This window comes from Pseudomonas sp. H3_E07, from assembly GCF_054668895.1.
Genome location: NZ_CP162795.1, coordinates 5,861,253 through 5,879,971, shown reverse-complemented (window position 1 = coordinate 5,879,971; position 18,719 = coordinate 5,861,253). Strand labels below are relative to the sequence as shown.

General features: G+C 53.0%; 10 protein-coding genes. 6 read left to right on the top strand and 4 right to left on the bottom strand.

Going from position 1 to position 18,719, the window contains the following annotated elements:
* Positions 1–170: 170 nt before the first annotated feature.
* A complete protein-coding gene (locus AB4O08_RS27235; protein ID WP_460114555.1) occupies positions 171–2,159 on the top strand; it encodes a TIR domain-containing protein in 1,989 nt (662 codons plus the stop codon).
* A gap of 267 nt (positions 2,160–2,426) precedes the next feature.
* On the opposite strand, the gene AB4O08_RS27230 is transcribed toward AB4O08_RS27235, so the two are convergent.
* Positions 2,427–3,374 (bottom strand): site-specific integrase, encoded by a 948-nt coding sequence (locus AB4O08_RS27230; RefSeq protein WP_460114554.1) that lies wholly within the window; start codon positions 3,372–3,374, stop codon positions 2,427–2,429.
* A 196-nt stretch (positions 3,375–3,570) separates the two neighbouring features.
* Here AB4O08_RS27230 and AB4O08_RS27225 point away from each other — a divergent pair, with 196 nt between their 5' ends.
* Positions 3,571–4,638 (top strand): DNA-binding protein, encoded by a 1,068-nt coding sequence (locus AB4O08_RS27225; protein ID WP_460114553.1) that lies wholly within the window; start codon positions 3,571–3,573, stop codon positions 4,636–4,638.
* A 296-nt stretch (positions 4,639–4,934) separates the two neighbouring features.
* A complete protein-coding gene (locus tag AB4O08_RS27220; protein ID WP_460114552.1) occupies positions 4,935–5,627 on the top strand; it encodes an ImmA/IrrE family metallo-endopeptidase in 693 nt (230 codons plus the stop codon).
* Positions 5,628–5,752: 125 nt separating this feature from the next.
* Here the strand turns inward: AB4O08_RS27220 and AB4O08_RS27215 are convergent, their stop codons facing one another.
* On the bottom strand, positions 5,753–7,048 hold the full coding sequence (locus AB4O08_RS27215; protein ID WP_460114551.1) for an ImmA/IrrE family metallo-endopeptidase: 1,296 nt from the start codon (positions 7,046–7,048) through the stop codon (positions 5,753–5,755).
* 314 nt (positions 7,049–7,362) lie between these two features.
* Between AB4O08_RS27215 and AB4O08_RS27210 the strand changes: the two genes are divergently transcribed.
* The 3 genes from AB4O08_RS27210 (at position 7,363) to AB4O08_RS27200 (ending at position 15,234) form a co-directional block, all read left to right on the top strand.
* Positions 7,363–11,985: an AAA domain-containing protein gene (locus AB4O08_RS27210; protein ID WP_460114550.1), complete on the top strand. Its 4,623-nt coding sequence runs from the start codon at positions 7,363–7,365 to the stop codon at positions 11,983–11,985.
* A gap of 430 nt (positions 11,986–12,415) precedes the next feature.
* A protein-coding gene (locus tag AB4O08_RS27205) for an IS3 family transposase (protein WP_460114549.1) occupies positions 12,416–13,635 on the top strand; the annotation gives its coding sequence in 2 pieces (ribosomal slippage) (positions 12,416–12,761 and positions 12,761–13,635; 1,221 coding nt in all).
* 582 nt (positions 13,636–14,217) lie between these two features.
* Positions 14,218–15,234, top strand: a complete 1,017-nt coding sequence (locus AB4O08_RS27200) for a hypothetical protein (protein WP_460114548.1) — start codon at positions 14,218–14,220, stop codon at positions 15,232–15,234.
* Positions 15,235–15,722: 488 nt separating this feature from the next.
* Here the strand turns inward: AB4O08_RS27200 and AB4O08_RS27195 are convergent, their stop codons facing one another.
* Together AB4O08_RS27195 and AB4O08_RS27190 are read right to left on the bottom strand one after the other, a co-directional pair.
* Positions 15,723–17,435 (bottom strand): hypothetical protein, encoded by a 1,713-nt coding sequence (locus AB4O08_RS27195; protein WP_460114547.1) that lies wholly within the window; start codon positions 17,433–17,435, stop codon positions 15,723–15,725.
* Between the two features lie 532 nt (positions 17,436–17,967).
* Positions 17,968–18,717 carry an SDR family NAD(P)-dependent oxidoreductase gene (locus tag AB4O08_RS27190; protein ID WP_305437514.1) on the bottom strand — a complete coding sequence of 250 codons (750 nt, stop codon included), beginning with the start codon at positions 18,715–18,717 and terminating at the stop codon, positions 17,968–17,970.
* Positions 18,718–18,719: the final 2 nt, after the last annotated feature.

Here is an 18,719-nt window from a genome sequence, read left to right as displayed (position 1 = left end):
ATGAGATAGAGCATTTCGCTGCTCCTAGGCCGCGGGGACAGGGGAAACGCCTTAGCTCCTTCCCACCGGCTAGCAGCGCATCTCAAATACAGGCGTTTGGTGCTTCAAAGCGGTTAAAGTGAGCAGTGGGCTCCGACCATATAAAGCAGCATTAGGGAAGATAACGAGTTATGGACAAGGCTACTGATATTCTGCTTTACGTTGCACTTAGCGAAGAGTTTAACGTTGTCATCGAGATGCTTGGGCCAGACTTCAAGCCACAAGAGCTGGTCGGACTTGCTCTCACAGGCTTCTTCGGCAAGATCGAGTCGCCTGCTCTTAACAAAAGCTTTGAGGTGGCGGTATTTGCGGCTGGGAAGATGGGCAACACTCGATCAGCCACGCTTACTTCGGCTCTCATCGAGAAGCTGAATCCTTCCAATATTGTGGTTCTGGGCATAGCAGGATCGCTAGCCAATGACATGGAACCGGGTGATGTTTTTATACCGGACTCCGTCAATGAGTACATGGCGAACTCTGCGACCCATGGAGAAGGCCAGACCTGGAGCTTTACTACGTCAGGCAACCAGTTTCAAAGCTCGTTACGACTGCTCAATAGGTTTCAATTATTTGCACATACCAGCGCCGACCATTACAAGCTGTGGCAGCAAGACACTCAGAAAGTCAGGGGTGAGCTCATTTCAAAAGAAATTGAACTCGCCCTTACGAGTAACGAACTGACCCTTCGAGGCACCTGCAAGCTCTTCGCCGGTGATGATCGCAAACTGGCAAGCGGGCCTGCTGTAGGTAAGGGAAAGGGATTTGTGGACTGGATCATCCGCGAACATGATCGAAAAGTAACGGCCTTAGAAATGGAGTCGGCGGGTGTGCATGATGCAGCAATCGTGCGTACTCCGGCCCCACGCACCGTGGCCATACGAGGCATCTCTGACTACGCTGACGCGCGAAAAGAAAAAATTGAAGGGGCCGCTAAAGGTAAATTTCGAGATTTATCTGCTAGAAACGCTATGTCGTTTTTTATTCACACTGTTCGAGCTGGGCTCTTCGGGGCCGAGGCAGAATTAGCGCAGCTCGCGCAGCCATCATCTTCAGATGTTCCACTCAGTTCTCGCGTGAAATCCGTCTTCGTCATTGGTGGTCAAACCGGTGAAACAGCTGATGCTGATGCTGAGCTTCCACGCTTGCATCAAGCCTCGCTGTCGCTTGGCCGCGTTCTCGCTAAAGCAGGAGCACAGCTGATAGTTTGCAGCCCGTTTCCTGATTCGGTCGACTATTACGCAGCGCTTGGCTATTCGGACGCTAAAAGTGGTGGAGTAATCCAGTTCCACAGTCCCACTCATTCAAGGGTTGAGGAAAAGCGGCATCTTTTACGTAAAACCCTGGGGAGGCCCGGCCTCGTAATTCAGGATTGGAATTACCCTGGCCCAGAGAGCAATGAAGAAGACGCATGGTTCCAGCCTTGGTTTCTGGCCCAGATTCAGGCGCTGGAAAAGGCTGATGTAGTTGTTGCTCTAGGAGGAAAAGTCTCGCAAACAGCTAGTACGATTTTGCATCTTGCTGAGGCGAAAGGCATCCCGATCATTCCATTCGCATTCCTTGGAGGTGTAGCGCAACGAGTATACGACCGTCGCGATTGGTCACGCCTTTATCCAGGTTTTGATCCTAGTATTTTGAAGGACGTTGACGGCATTGATCATACGATTAAGATCGCTAATCAACTGCTCGTGGATCGGATGCAGATAGGAGAATCATCAGAGCGCCCGAAGGTGGTTTTCATCAGTTTTGCTCATCAGGACGCCGAGATGGCGAATGTCCTGCGCGCCGCCCTAGTAAGCGTGGGCATTGAGGTCTTGGTTGGTGATGACGAGATCCGTCCAGATCAGATGATCTCCGCGACAATCGAGCAAGCGGTGCTCCGCAGTGATGTTTGTGCTGTCCTTTGGAGCCGCAAGTATGCTCTGAGCCCCTGGTGCTACGATGAGCTGAGTATGGCGATCAACAGGAAAGAGTATGGCAAAATCAAAGTATGGCTTTTCAACCTAGATGACTCTCCGATTATCCCGGCTCCGGCGCGCAGACTGCCTGCTGTCTCCGTTAGGAACGCCCAGGCTATGCAACAATGTGTACGTGAGCTATTGGAGAAATTGCCCGCAGACTGAGGAATCGGCCAGTTCACATATTTGGGCCCGCCATCTTTCTTGTGCCAAAGCGGGCGAATGGGTGGGCCGCATCCATGTAGGCCAAAAATCAGTCTTAAACCACGGATTAAGATTCGTATATGAAGTTGTTCAGCAAGATCAGAGCGCTTCTGATGTTGGGATGGGCGATCGGGTGGATATTGCACCCACGTAGCGCAGACCTTTGCAAGCGATAATCCGCGTAGCAGAATACTGGCCTCAATATGAAAGTTGAGTATGGAGCAGGCATTAGTGATTGCCCAATCTTGGAGGCACTGACCGCACGGTTAGCCCACCAAACGACACGCTGGCATCCACATAGCGCAATGCCGACTTCATGTCCTTCCAGCCCACATAGCTCATCAGTCCTTTGATGTCCCACCCATTGGAAGACGCCCAAGTTGCAAAGCCTCGCCGCATTGAGTGGCTGCTATACAGTTCCGCTGGCAATCCTGCCTCTTTGAAAATGCGGCGTAGCACGGGAATCAGGCTATGCGGCTGCAAAGCTTTCCCTGATAGATTGCCCCAGCGATCAATCCGCTGGAACACAGGGCCTTTCGCTATACCGGCAACTGTTATCCAGTTGATGTAGGCCTCCACGGGGCAAAGCATTGTAAGGGCCGGCGTCTGGAACGTGGTTCCTTCATGCTGGCGATCACCCTTGGTGTAAGGCAGAAAAAAGGTAACTCCTTCACCACTTATGGCTTGGGTATCCTCGACCGTTAGCCTGGCCAACTCATCACCACGAAATCCACGCCAAAACCCAATCAAGATAATCGCCACCGAGCGACGATGACGCACCAGCGATTTGTAATCTCCCCGTTCAATCGCAGCTGCAGCTTCCTCTGCAAGCCATGTGACCGCCTGCTCCAGGTGCTTCAGTAGCAGCGGGGCGGCCTGTTTCACCTTTGCGGGGTGAACGACCCTGATGCCCTTGATCATCTGGCGAACATTAGGCGTCTTGGTTGGATCGGGGAAGCCTTGGGTGATGTGCCATTGCGCAAGGGCCGCCAAACGCTGCTTCAGAGTGTTGATCGAGAGCTTGTCGGCGTACTCCGCCAAGTAGCGAACGACGCCCGCGCCAGTCGTGGGGAGGTACCCGCCCCAAGTCACTTCGAAGTGCTCGATCGCCGCCCGGTAACTCTTTCGTGTGTTCTCCCGGGTACCGGCGCTGAGGTACCGATCTGCCTTTTCCATCGTGCTTTGCCTTCAAAATCGGAGCGTTTCTGCCATCCCGCGCCATATTGGGGTTTTCTGCGCGCGATAAAGATTCAAGAAGCCATAAAGCACTATTATAGCTTTTTAATTCTTTGACTTTACATCCACAAAATTGGTGTTAGTGTGTCACGTAATTACATGACACGTAACACAGTACGAAATCGTAGGAGTTCACATGGCTCGTGGCGGCATTAACAAGGCGGTGGTGCAAAAAGCAAGGCAGTCTCTGCTCGCTAGGAGTACATACCCAAGCATCGATGCCGTGCGTGTGGAACTGGGGAATACCGGGTCGAAGACAACCATTGCCCGGTACCTGAAGGAGATCGAATCCTACGATCCACGCCCACTATCGTCCCGCGAACGCATGGGTGAAGAACTTTCGGCAATGGTTGAAAGCCTTCTGGATCGACTCATGGAGGAGGGCCACGAGTCGATCGAACAGTCCCGATCAGCCTTTGATATTGAGCGTGTAGAGCTCCAGGCGCAGATCGCCAGCCTGCAAACTGAACTGACCGCAGCGCGTAGGCAGCTCGACACTCAGCAATCAGCTATTGAGGCTCAGACCGCAGACCTAAAAACCACGCAGTCCTCGCTTCAGGCAGAACTGACGCGCAATGCCGGGCTTAATCAACGGTGTACCGACCTGGAAGCCTTGGTCAGCGACAGGGATAAACAGATCCATTCCCTAGAGGAGAAGCATGTTCATGCGCGCGGTGCTTTGGAGCACTACCGGCAGTCCGTCAAAGAGCAGCGGGATCAGGATCAACGCCGGCATGAATCCCAACTCCACGAGGCTCAAGTGGAGAAGCGCAAACTCCAGGAAACCTTGGTGCTAAAACAGGATGACCTAACTCGTTTAAATCGTGACAACGAGCGGTTGCTTGGAGAGTCCAGGCAGCAGGTGAAACTGCTGCACGGCCATGAGGCGCACATACAGACACTGACTGGCGAGATCCAGGGGCTGAAGCTGGCGGAGGCGAAATCCGCTGGAGTTACTGAGCAGCTCCAGGAACAGATCGCCACGCTTCGACAGGACGCCACGGCACTGAATGAAGCAGCAGCCAAGAGCGGCGAGCGCGAGCAGGAGGCAAGACTGTTGCTTGTCGCTGCCCAATCGGAGAATGAGCAACTCCGGCGACTGCAGGCTACCGAGGCTGAGGCAGAGGGAAGCGATTCGAACACCACATTTGCGCCTGCATCCGAGAGGCCAAAGACAGCCCCCACAAAACCGTCGAGGAAGTGACCATGAACAGAGCCACGCTCAAACCGATAGGCCCCAATGAAGAATGCTCCGCGCTTCAGTGGGCTCATCAGCGACTCACCTTGATGCTGGCGAACAGCACATTACCGCCAACTTTCATACAGCTCGACACCCGCACTCGATTGGAAACCCGAGCTAAGTCAGGCATCGAAGCGGCTGACTCGAGTAAAGCAAATTAGCAGCAGTGTGCCGAGCACCACCAGCGCATGTTCGAGGGACTTGAAAACCCTACATATTGGGTTATTATCAAGCAATGACCACTACATGCGGTGATTTGCATGGACATGCCAAGTATCGAACAAGAAGCATCCGAGCTATTACGCATGCTCTGGCGCGACCGATATCACCTGTGGGGCGATCAAGATATCACCCCGCTTCAGGCGCGTGATCCGAGGAAGGCGGCGTTAGCGTACGGCTTTGAATATCGGGAGCTTCCGAATCTTGGTGACCCCAAATTCATCCAAGGCGGCTCCGGCCCTAAGATTGCAGGTCTGATTGATCGCCAAGCGAACCGCATTGCCATCTCCCAAGAATTCCCTCCGACGGTAAAACTGTTCACGGGTGCTCATGAGATCGGCCACCTCGCCCTACATAAAGGTGAGGTTATGCATAGGGATCGAGCGTTAGATGGCCGTCCAGTCGGCGGGCCTCGAAACCCTGAAGAAAGGGAGGCTGATTTCTTTGCGGCTTGTTTTTTGATGCCTGCGAAGCTGGTCGCTGACCGTTTCAGGCGTCTATTCCTATGTGGAGACCAGCTTCACTTTAACGATACGGTCGCATATCACCTCGATGCGCATAACATTGAAGGTCTGCTGTATGCCTCGGCAGACTCCTTGGAACGAGAGCTGGCACTGGCGCGGTGCCAACGCTTCAATAATCTCAACGTCGTATCGCTTGCTACGCAGTTTGGAGTATCCGATTCGGCAATGGCGTTACGGCTCAAGGAGCTAGGTTTAGTACGCTGGCCTTAGCTTGGCGCTTGAAACTGGGCGCTAGGTATCGATCGGAGAGAAAGAGAGTGGCGGGCTGATATAGAACTGTACGCTCAAGCACCGCCCGACCATGCGGCAAAAACTTCCCGTCAGATGCTGATCAATCAATATTGCCGACCTACCTCGACCAGCAGCTCCAACGCCCTCATGCGCAAACGGATCGCTGTCTTCGAAACGTTAAAATATTCGCTCAGGGAATTGCACACAGCATGAAACTGGATGACGTTGTCCCTCTGACTGTCCAGATACAGATGGCCGTGACCACGGTTTCGGATGCCAAGATGCTGTAGTAACAACCCAAACGCAGCCTGAAAGTCCTCTTTAGGCATCAAGAGACATGAAGCAAACGTATTTGCTTGCCACTCCAACCGCTCGACTTCCCCTTTAGGGATGGTGATGAGCTGGCTCTGGTCAATGTCCTGCGCTCGGATGGCTTCTCGTGTCATGTAGCGTTTATGACCTAGAAAGTGATGTCCCAACTCATGGGCGAGTGTGAATCGGGCCAAGTGGGATTGGCTATCTGCCCCGAAGATTTTGATCTCAAACGGGTTGAACGTGATACTGCCGAGGGCTGAGCTCGAGTCCTCAATGAAGCTCACGGACAGTCCACTGACATCAGCTTCCCTGGACACTAGCTTAGTAAGATCGACCTCTCCCCGGATGTAGGAAATGGATTTTAAAGCCTGCAGCGCCAAGCGATCTATTCTGTCCCGCGAAATGAACGCGACCCTGGGTGTTTCGATAAGCGTGGGCTGACGAATCAGACTAAGATCGCTCTCTTTAAAAGCACTCTCAAGGTCGAGGCCTTTCCAGATGCCTTCCCAACCATCCGTAAAGCCGGCAGGAGTCACGGCATAGGCGCTATAAACGGTAGGCCGAAAATCCGCTTGGGTTAGGGCGTATTCGATCTCTGCGCGCTTACGGGCTCTAGCGCTCCGCGCCCCGGTTAGCAGGGCACGAGGAAGCTCCCATCGAAACTGAGATTGATCAAAGTAACGCAAGACACCGAAGCCTCGGTTCCGAGCAATGTTGAACGTGCCGGACTGAAACGCACTGGCGGACGCAAAAATACCCTTGGCATTGAAGCCGGCCACCTGACTTATCTTTGAACCAAATTCTTCGATGTCCCCCACGGGCACTTTGCCGCTGTAGTTCTTACATTCGATGAGCACAAGCAACGATGGGGTTTCGAAACCTGGCAGGAATACTTCGACAGAAACGTCAAAAATAATGAAGTCTTCTCGGTCACGCGAGTAGTAGCCCTTCTTCCTGAAAATTTTGCAGCACTCAGGTCGGAACGCATAGAAGCGACCTTCATTGATCTCACGAGACAGGAACTCAAAGACCTGCTCCTCGAATCGGTCGCCCTTGGCATAGGTGCTGAGCGCTTCAATTTCCATATGTGGGGCGGACTCCTCGGTAACGGATGAGAATTTCAGTCGTGCGTGAATAGATAGCGCTCGAGAAAAGGATTACCACCGGGCATGCTGGCTCTCAGCTCGGTACCATGATGGTCTTTTTTCCTACTTTTCTGTCAATGACCAGAAGGTTAACGCCCAGACGACCGCTGACGACATTGATAGTTTGGCCCGCCGACGTCATCTGCGTATCGCTAGATTTGGCTCCGCCTGATTCTCAAGGACACTCGTCAGGAAGCGATTATTTCAAAACCACACCTAGAGGCAATATGGCATCCTTGACTCTATATTGACTGTTGAAGTCGCACCCCCTGAATTATCGGAGTATTAACATGCAACGGACGCCTAACGAGCTCCTCAGCCGACTATTCGAGTACGCAGAGGAAAGCCTCAAGGAGCTTGATCCGTCGCGCTATCAACTATCGAGCTCTGTTAATGACGTGTATCCACCGACAGGCCTTCTAGGTCTTCCTGGGCTGCACTTCGATCTCCAGTTCCCAGGCGACAATGTCTGGCTGCAAATCGAACGGCTCGAAGAGTTACGTGCTCCAGCACCAGTTGATGGAAGCTATAGCTCCGTCATCAAAGCCAGCGACAATCCCACCAAGCCACCAGCGCTCTCTGAGCAGGTGCTCCTCCAGTTAATCCGCGAGCAGCAAGACAAAGATCCGGGTGGAGATATCGCCGCAGTGGAGTCCGAGGTACGCGCGCAAGCTTCGGCTGCTCTTACGGCGTATCTTGTCCTGTGGCACGAATGGGCTGAGCTTGAGAAACCACGTCGCAAGACCATTAGCCTCTATGGCGATATGTTTGCATTGATGCAGCAGATGGAGACGGGAAAATCTGCTCGCGAGCTGGTATGGGGCTTGGGCGTTAGCGCTTGGACGTTAACGATCAACGATGCGCAGCAGGGATTCAATTATCCATTGTTGACCCAAGCCCTCGACATCTCTTTGAACGAGGAGAGCATGGCGGTCGAAGTTCGCCCGCGTGCCACAGAGCCGATGATCGAGTTCGATGCGCTGATCAACGCCAATATACCTGGCGCCAGCGAGTGCGAAAGAGCTATTCGCGATCATCTAGGCAGACATGTCGACTCCCCTTTGAACCCATTCTTGCCATCGACCTTTGCTGACGTGCTCAAGCTCTCGGCCAGAAGCCTCGACAGCAAAGGCAAATATTTGGAGGTGATGGGAGATGGAGCCCAGGGCTTCCCGGAACCAGGTGACACGCTCCAGATAAGCGATGCGTGGGTGGTGTTTGCTCGCCCCAAACCCAGCAACTGGCTGATCAACGATCTTCGCAAGATCAGGGAGAAGCTTAAGGAATGTCTCGAGCTTCCTGCCGGCCCACTTGCGTTGGTGACCCCGGCCTCGAATATTGCAATCGATTACCAGCACGTTAACTTCCGCGGGCTTTCCAGCCGAAGCATGGATGGATCTAGAGCTGAACCCAAGGAACTGTATTTCCCCCTTCCATACAATGACGAGCAGGTAACTATCGTTCAGCGTCTGGAGCACGCACCAGGGGTTGCCGTTCAGGGCCCTCCTGGTACCGGCAAAACCCATACGATCGCCAACATCATTTGCCACTATCTGGCGACTGGCAAACGTGTCCTAGTTACCTCTCGTGGCGAGCAGGCCCTGAAGGTACTCCAGTCGAAAATACCGGCTGAGGTTCGGCCTCTGACAGTTGCGCTGCTGACCAGTGACCGCGAGGGTATCCGGCAATTCCAAGGCTCGATTGAGGCTATCCAACACCAAGTTTCGCAAATCAATCCATCACTTGCTCGGAGTGAGATTGATCGCCTGCACCAGTCCATTGATCTTGCTCATACCGAGCTGGTGAGGCTTGATCGACGCGTCAATGAGATTGCCCTGAATCAGCTTTCCGATATCCAGGTAGGCGATGCCAAGTATCGTGCGGAAGAGCTTGCTGAGCTTCTGATGAAGGGCGGCGACCAGTACGCCTGGTTTGACGACGAACTTTCGTTGTCTCCCGAACACTCGCTGCCTTTTGACGATGAGTTCGGTAGGGGCTTAAGACAGGCCCGTCGCGACCTCGGGCGTGACCTTGTCTACATCAATTCCAGTCTGCCTGAAGTTGAGCAATTACCGGCAGCTGCGGAGATCGGCAAGCTCCACAGCTCACTCTGCCAGCTAAAGTCGCTCGAATATGCTCTAGGTCAGGGGGATCTCATACCCCTGAAATCCGACAGTGAAGCCGTTGTCGCTGCCGCCAAGAATCTAGATTTGGAGCTGGGTCATTGCGAAGAAAAGCTTGTGGCGCTGCACGACGACGGGGACTGCGAAATTCTTTGGTCGCAGGAGCTGCGACTCAAGGCGGCAGGTGGACGGTACGACAGTGAAATCTCAGTCCTAGTAGGCATGCTTCCAGCCGCCCAGGCCTTGATGCAACGGCGCAAGGTCATGCTGGAAAACTTTGTTGAATTCCCAGAGGAAGCCTTGGATTGCGAGAAAACATCTGAGGCCGTGGATAGAGCTACCGAAACAGGAAAGCCTTTTGGTCTGATGAGCTTCGGAGCATCCCAAGCCAAGACACACGTCAGCAATGTCCGGATCAATGGCTCAGCGCCAAAGTCTGCCGAGCAGTGGAAGATCGTCCAGGACTACCTGAAGCTTTACGCGGACGTGAGATCCTTCACTGCGCGTTGGAACCCTCTGGCCGAGACACTGGGGATTCCGCGACTTCAAGCGGGAACGGCACATCTGCGGCAACTGGAGATCACCGTTAGTACAGTTCAGGCTGCGCTCGAGCTCACCTCACTGTACGCCGAAAAAGTACAGCCACTCTGCGAGACGGTCTTCGCAGATGCGCCCGATAACATGCATAGGCTGACAATCGTCGAGATTCGTCGCCTGCGGGATCACCTCACTCAAAACCTTGCTCGATTAGATCTCAGCATGGCGGGCGCCTCACTCGCAATTCTGCAGGCCAAAGTCGCGGGCGACAGCCCAATCTCCTGCCGGCTTCGTACATTCGTTCTGGAGTGCCTAGGCAGCCCGGATCAAGATACGCATCGGGTCGTGTCCCAGTATGTCGACCTGCTGACAGAACTACAGCGGATCAGAGAACTCGGTGGCCTCCTGAATTATGTCAGGGAGGGCGCGCATCGGGTGATGACAGCTGGAGCGGAAAATCTTTCCGGTCGGTTGCTGACCGTTCCTGTTGAAAACGGAGCTGAAGACCTGGCTTTCCCAAGTAGTTGGAAGGAGGCGTGGCAGCATGCGCAAATACGCTCTCACCTGCAAAGCATCGAAGCGCGTCATGAGCTCGTCGAGCTAAATGGCAAGCGAGTAAAACTCGAAGCTGGCCTGGCACGTATGTATCGGGAAGTGGTGAGCCGAGCGGCTTGGCTGTCCACTAAAGCCAATGCCAGCCCGATGGTACTGCAAGCATTAGCCGGCTACTCGACAGCGATACGCAAGATAGGGCAGGGGACAGGGCCGAACGCGGAGCGTTATCGCCGCGATGCTCAACAGTGCATGCAGGATGCTGCCGGCGCCGTGCCATGCTGGATCATGAGTCACGCCAAGATTTCCGAATCCATGCCGGCAGAAATTGGCGCCTTCGACCTGGTGATTGTGGATGAGGCAAGCCAGTCAGACTTATGGGCTTTGCCGGCTATCGTCAGGGCCAAAAAGGTACTGGTAGTAGGGGATGACAAGCAAGTTTCTCCCGATGGCGGCTTCAAATCCGGTAAGAGGATCGGCGAGCTTCGTAACCGGTTCCTGAATGACCAGCCCTATGGCGCCGACATGACGCCTGATAAATCGCTCTACGATTTGGCATCGCGAGTGTTCGCTGGCCACATGGTCATGTTACGTGAGCACTTCCGCTGCGTCCCTCCCATCATTTCCTATTCCAACCAGTTCTACGGCGGTGCGATTCAGCCCCTTCGAATCCCTCGACCATCCGAGCGCCTCGATCCACCTTTAGTGGACATTTATGTCAAAGACGGAGTGAGGAACAAGAAGGGCTGCAACAAGCTTGAGGCAGAAGCCATCGTTGAAGAAATCCAGGCACTGATCAATGACGACAAGTATGCGGGTCGCTCGATTGGAGTGGTGACACTGTTGGGGGGCATGGAACAAGCCAAATTCATCGATTCGCTAGTACGGGAACGATGCCCGGCCGTGGAGCTCCACGCTCGCGAATTTGCGTGTGGTGACGCCAGCACCTTCCAGGGAAGCGAGCGCGACATCATCTTCATTTCTATGGTCGCAGATCCGGAGAACTGCCATCCGCTTTCAGGCATTGCTGCTGAACAGCGGTTCAACGTAGCCGCAAGCCGTGCACGCGATAGGATGTACCTGATTCGATCGGTGACCCTGGATCACCTTTCCCTGAAAGATGTTCGTCGTACACTCCTGGAGTACTTCAGCAAACCACTCACAGAGCAGGAGGTCGATCAGGATGGCCTCATCAAGCTTTGCGAGTCTGGATTTGAGCAGCAGGTCTTCAGCAGACTGGTTGAACGGGGCTACCGCGTCATCCCGCAGGTGAAGAGTGGGGCATTCAGGCTCGACATGGTCGTCGAGGGAGCCAACGATAATCGTCTGGCAATCGAGTGTGATGGAGATGCTTTCCATGGCCCCGATCGCTGGGAGGCAGACATGAATCGCCAACGTATCCTCGAACGTGCAGGCTGGACGTTTTGGCGTTGCTTTGCCTCGTCTTGGAGCATGCATAAAGAGGAAATCTTCGAAGAACTTCTGCAGCGCTTGGTGGAGCTCGGGATCGAACCAACCAATGCCCTGGAGAAGATTCCAGCCGTAGTAGAGCTACGGGAATGGTCAACCGCTGGTAGCACATCCCTGGATGAAGAGGAGGAAGACTTCGGCGGCCAGGCAGGCCTACCGAGTATCGATGAGGAGCAGCAATCCTTAGCGATCTGAAGAGTTAACTGACTGCGCGCAGGATGCTTTTACGCGTGGTTAGTTCCAAGCCAGCTGGTTCGACGTACTAGCTGGCGATGGAGATAGAGCTTCGTGGTCGAGGAAACCAGGGCGGGTAATCGCGGTGCTATCATCGGCATCCGCAGGTATCAACCATGCTGTCGAACCTACCACCTGCATACATAACCAATCCGAGTACGACGGGCACTCTACCCGTGACAGCTTTCAGTGCTTTCCAAGGTAGATTTATGGCTATTGAATTAAGTGAAGAGGAAATGCGAAAGGCACTCTTCGGAGCCAGTGTGGATCCGGTGACGCCTAAGGCAACAACACCAGTAGTTGATACAACATCTACCCCACTGAACGAGCCCCATGAAAGACAGGACACCGTTTCCCCCTTACGATAAGGGATAGGCAAACGGTTATGTTTATGACTAATAGCAACGACAAGAGTGGGGAGCTTTTGGGCCAGGAGCGGCGGCGCCGCTGGAGCCCGGAGCAAAAACTGGCCATGGTTCGCGAGAGTCTTGAGCCAGGGCAAAGCGTTTCGGTGGTCGCTCGACGCAACGGCATCAATGCCAACCAGCTGTTCCTATGGCGCAAGTTATATCAGGACGGCAGTCTGTCGGCGGTCAGTGCCGGTGAAGCCGTTGTGCCCGCCTCGGAGTTGAGCGATGCGCTCAAGCAGATCCGTGAACTGCAACGGATGCTGGGCAAGAAAACGATGGAAGCAGAAATCCTCAAAGAGGCCGTGGAGATCGCCCGGTCGCGAAAATGGATTGCGCACTCACCCTTGTTGCCGGGGGACGACCAGTGAAGCTGGTCAGCGAATGTCTCGGTGTGGCGCGCTCGCAATTAACGGTTCGAATCAAGCAATCGGTATCGCTCAAAGTACGGCGCCGCAGGCCTGTGGACGATGCTGATCTGGTGGTTGAAATCCAGCAACAGATCAGCGAACTGCCCAGCTATGGCTACCGTCGTGTTTGGGGATTGCTGCGTCGTGCCCGTGAAACCCAGTCGCTGCCGGCGATCAATGTGAAACGGGTTTACCGGGTCATGCGCGATCACGACCTGCTGTTGACGCGGCGCATCAAACAGCCCGGCGTGCCGCGTCGGCACGAGGGTCGTATTGCGGTGCAAACCAGTGATACGCGTTGGTGCTCGGACGGCTTTGAGTTCCGCTGTGAGGACGGCGCCAAACTGAGCGTGACCTTCGCCCTGGATTGCTGTGACCGCGAAGCCATCGGCTGGGTCGCGAGTCCGACCGGGTACAGCGGCGATGACATCCGCGACTTGATGCTGGAGAGCGTAGAGAAACGCTTCGGTGATCAACTGCCTGCAACGCCGGTTCAATGGCTAAGCGACAACGGCTCGGCGTACACCGCCGAACAGACACGCCTGTTTGCTCGACAGATCGGTTTGCAGCCGGTGACCACCCCGGCGCGCAGCCCGCAGAGCAACGGCATGGCCGAGAGCTTCGTGAAGACGATCAAACGTGACTACGTTGCGCACATGCCCAAGCCGGATCGAGAAACGGCGCTGCGCAACCTGGCAATTGCCTTCGAGCATTACAACGAGCAGCATCCGCACAGCGCCTTGAACTATCGCTCACCGAGGGAGTTCAGGCGCTTGGCAGCAGCATCAATTTGACGGGGAGTTGGTGTCCGGTTTTGTAGGGGCAAGTCCACCCACCAACACCGAGTCCAGCCACCAGCCCGAAGAAAATTACTGGTTACCATACGTCTAAGCTACGTGTGACTTTGCATGTATCGAAGGTGTATGACGGTGAAGTCGAAGTCTTTGTTCACGACTCGAGCAGCCTGAGCAAGCTGGTAGCCGAGCAGGAGGCAAAGGCAGCAGCGAAGAAGCAAAAATACAAATACTTGGAATTGGTGTCTGTTGAGCCAATTTCGAAGTAGCCTGAAATCATGATAGGTGAGAGTTTTAGCCCATGGCTTAGGAAGCCAAGTGCGCAGATTAGCATGCGATGGTTGCGATAAAGGCCGTCGCACTGAAGACAACACCTAAAGTGGATCGCCTCGATGCTGTTGAAGCTACCTATGTCTACTGGGTAGATGCTGCGAAAAAGTGATGGACTATCCCCGCCGTGTCCGCATGGACAGATTTTCTGCAGCTTGTTGTGGCACTGCACATCTAACCATTCTTGCTATGTGGGCTACAGCGGTATCGCGGCTAGTCCGAGCCTGCAGCCGAGTACCCTAGGATCCAGATATGTCATTCGCAAACGCGCATCAGGCAGCGATGAAGCTGCAAAGCAAGAAGGGGCGCTGCCTACATTTCAGTGATGGCATACAATGCAATGAGATCATCTCAGCCCACTCCATACAGAAGCGAGGGCAACTGGGACTGATTGCTGAAGATGGTCATGTGTATCGACTCAATGCCGACCTGTCGACCCTGAAGGAAACGGGAGGCAAACCACTACCAAAAAAAATTGGGGTGAATCGCGCGTCTACGTTCCCAGGGATGTGCAAGCAGCATGACAACAAACTTTTCTCACCCATTGATGATCGTCCCCTTTCCGTCGATCCCCAACAGGTGGCGTTGTACGCTTACCGCAGTATCTGCCGAGAATATTTTGTCAAAGAGAACGCATCGAAGACCCTCATTGAGATGCTCGAGCACCCAGGACTGACACCTGAACAGCGCCATTTTCTGATCGGTGCGGCCTATGGACAGTCCCTTGGTTTTGAGCGACTCAAGCGCCACAAACTAATATACGATGATTGCCTAGCTGCCAGCGATTTTACCGAGCTGAAATTCATCATCTTTGGCTCGACGTCTCGATGGTCGATACAAGCCTCGGGGCTGATATTTCCTGATTTTGATTTTCAAGGGCACCAACTACAGAACTTGGGGCCCGAAACCAGTGATCTGGATCTTCTGGTCTTCTTTACGGCTCCGACAGAATACGGTTGGGCGTTTGTTCTGGCATGGCATGAATCAAGCAATCTGAGCTGCCAGCGACTCGTTCACTCCTTAGCGAAATCAGGACGCAGTGGAGCAAAAATTGAGGACATGCTGCTCAGATTCTCACTCGCGTGTTGCGAGAACCACGCGATCCGGATCTCCTGGTGGAACTCGCTACCCGCAGTAGCGAAAAATCAGGCCTTAGATTTCATGGCGTTCATGGCGGATCCTACATTGGGGATACGCGCTGACTACCTAATGGCAGGTTGCGAGGGGCTGGCGGATTGGTCATTTGACAACGTTCGAGATGTAAGTTGAACCGTACAAATGGTCAGAAAATACATCAGTCATGGGCCGACGTATCGCTTCTAACCCGATCAGAGCTCGCAGAGGAAGGGGCGACCTTCACGGATAGCCGAGCATCGTCGGCGTTGTCTTCCAGAATCTTCGCAACGAGTCCGGCAGGGGCTTTTGGCTTCTTCTGGGGCTCAGCCTGCGGCGTAGTAACTCCCTCACTTACCTCAAAAGCTGGTGCCTCCGATGGTTTATTCGTGGGCGAGGGCAGGGGGTCGTCACGCGGCAATTCGATGTAGACGATCTTGTCGTAAGCAAGCACGAACGGCTTCGTCGTTTTTACCTTTGATGTTTGCGAACTGTTGGATGGGCTTTATCAAGTGGTCGAGCAGGACTTTCCTTCAGCTTCCGAGCTGTGGCCCAGTCCAATCACCATAGACGTCGAATGGCGATGCCGACTGGGCACAAGTTGGTTGAATGGTTCGCGTCAAGCATGTCCCAGGTGTGCGCCCTCAAAGCCTGTCGGCGGTTGGCCTAGAGCCAGTTCCCCAAAGCTTACAGCTTAACGTATGAAATATGTTTGTTCTCACTAAACCATTTAGGAGGAGCCAATCCTGAGCTGATTCACAACACTGAATTATTCTAGCTGCACGCATAGAAAAGTTGGCATGGTCAGAATTGGACTCTATAAAAAACGGCTTCCATTCGGGGTTTGAAATCAACACAGACGGATCGTCAGTTTTAATAAACCTTCTGACTCGCCTATTACATACCCAAGACTCAGGCGGCCTAGAGCAAAAGTTATAAAAAGCGATTGCATCATCCTCCAACAGCTGTGATGGCGGTGAGTCGCGCACAAGCAGTGACCAAAGCAGGAATTTTTCATATGCTATAGACTTAAGCAATGATGCGCGTGAGCCAACTCCGGATAAAAACCTTATGAATTTAATAAGCTCCGACAGATATTCATCGCACACAACTAGATCTCTCTTCGACCCTAAAAGCTTGAATAGGTTATCAAAATCAACATACCACGCAATCCTACTTGCATCTACAGGATATCTAAATAGTGGAAGGGGAACGAATATTCCCTTTTGGCTTTCTAATTCGGCTCCAATTAAATTTTGCTCTTGATCAAAGCTTCTTATTGCATGCTGAATCTTTTCATAATACAAAGAGCTTTTATCCAGCCCGGTGTCTTTGGGATAGAGATCGATATCTTCTTCTAAATCAGAGCATCTTTTGGATAGCTGCTGCAACAACTTCGGAGCTGATATCCCTAATGCCTTGACCCGAGGGAGTCTCGCTCCCCAATCATACACCGTGTCGCGATTAGCCTGAGCATCCCAACCCTTTGAAGGAAATAATGGGCCTTTCTCTTGTGCATCTAGAGCCGGAGAAAGGCCCAGATGAGTTTTGTAGCGACTAAAATAGTGATTAAATTCTTCTGGGAGAACTCGTCGGACTTCAAATTGGGGTGATTTAGCTAAGATTTCAAATCGCCCTTCAGGTAAATATTTAAAATTTTCCATATGAAGGTAATCTGACAAGTTCGCGAACGCCGGAAGTGATGTTTGAAGATAGTATGCACAAACAAATACAAATAGCTGTTTCTCATGCCTACCCCTTGGTGATGTGGAGCCCGAGATTATTTCCAAATATTTCGCAGCTGCAGCCTCGAGTTTGCCAGGATCCACCGGCGCCTGTTGTGCTCGTACTCTTGCGTGCCTCGGAATGCGAACTGTCCGCCCGAAAAATACTTTGTTGATAGAAAAAAAATGGTTAATAAGTGGGCAGCACCACACCGAGTCATTTTGCTGACACCTGAATGGGCGCCAAGAGTCATTATTAGTGGTACCTTCCCGCGAGTGCAAAAATCTTTTCCCTATTGGCGCAATCCAGCTTTCCGGCGGTGATTCAAAAAAATCTAGAAATATTAATAATTCGCCACTCTCGATATCAAGCAACGATTTACGTTTGACCAAAAAGCACCAGAGAAGAAGCTTCTCGATTACCGATTTATAATCCTTCAGAGCACCGCGTCGGGTATTCGCTATCAGCTTCAAGTAGTCACATACCAACTGATGGCTTTCTACCGCGCCAACTATGCTTGTGGAGCACAAGAAATCAGATATGAGGGAACGTTCCTCAGGATTCTCGCTGGCATGAGCGCACAAAAACGACGTCGCCTGTCCGAATAAAGGGGCAGGGTATAAATACTTCATAACATCAACTCACCATGACGCCGCTGGTCAATCTTAATTTAATGACTAATTTTTAAAGATCAAGCTAGGTTGATCAAATAATCGACCAGTTAATTTTTTGAAATTTACAACTATCGACGCTAAGGCGCGCAAGGGGCTTTTCGGGGGTTTTTCAACAGGTTGGAAGCTCGGGGGCGAAATCGTCCATTCTTCTTTTTGAAACTGATAACGAACAGACGCAAAAATGACCTTTTGTGAATTAAAACAACAGATTAGCAAAGATTCCACCGTCCATTTAATTGCCGTAATCACCACAGCCGGCAACCCCATTTACGGGCATAACTTTCTGTTTTGAATACCATTTCCTGAGCGCTGAATCACCATCCAGTTAATTCGCAGCGTTCACAAAAGTGGTGGCGCGTAACCTCAAGCACAAGTATAGAAAGTTCCACCCTGACACATCATTTAACATAATATACATTATGCGTAATGTCGCATTGCGTATTCAGGGGCAGTGCCCGTGAGATTTCAGCAGGCAAAACCCCTGTCTTGCTCAAACCTGAGCAAAGCCACCATCGACAAACATTTCACTGCCCGTCATGAAGCTGCTCTCATCCGACGCCAGGAACAATGCGGCGGCTGCGACTTCTTCCGGCTTGCCGATACGACCCAACGGAACCTGCGCCGTCATGTCGTCGATGATGGCTTCCTTTTGTCCCGTGCCTGACAGCGCCAGGTCCAGGCCTGGTGTCGAGATCGGGCCTGGTGACAGCACGTTGACGCGAATGCCGCTGCCTTTCAGATCGAGCGCCCAGCTTCTGGCGAAATTACGCAGCGCAGCCTTGGTGGCGCTGTACACGCTGAATGCCGGTGTGCCCATGGTGCCGGTGGTTGAACCGGTCAGGATCACTGAGCTGCCAGCGTGCATCAGTGGCAACGCGTTTTGCACGGTGAACAGCGTGCCTTTGACGTTGATGCCGAATGTCCGGTCAAACGATTCCTCGGTGATCGATCCGATCGGCTGGAAATCCCCCAGGCCCGCGTTGGCGAACAGCACGTCAACGCGGCCCTTGTCGGCTTTGATTTGAGTGAAAATGCGCGCCAGGTCGTCGAGTTTTGAAATGTCACCCTGGATGGCGATGGCTTCATGGCCAATCAGTGCAAGCGCCTTGTCCAGTTCATCCTGCCGACGTCCTACGATCACGACCTCTGCGCCTTCAGTTGCTAAGCGAATGGCGGTTGCCAGGCCGATGCCGCTGTTGCCGCCGGTAACTACTGCAATTTTGCCGATGAGCCTGCTCATGG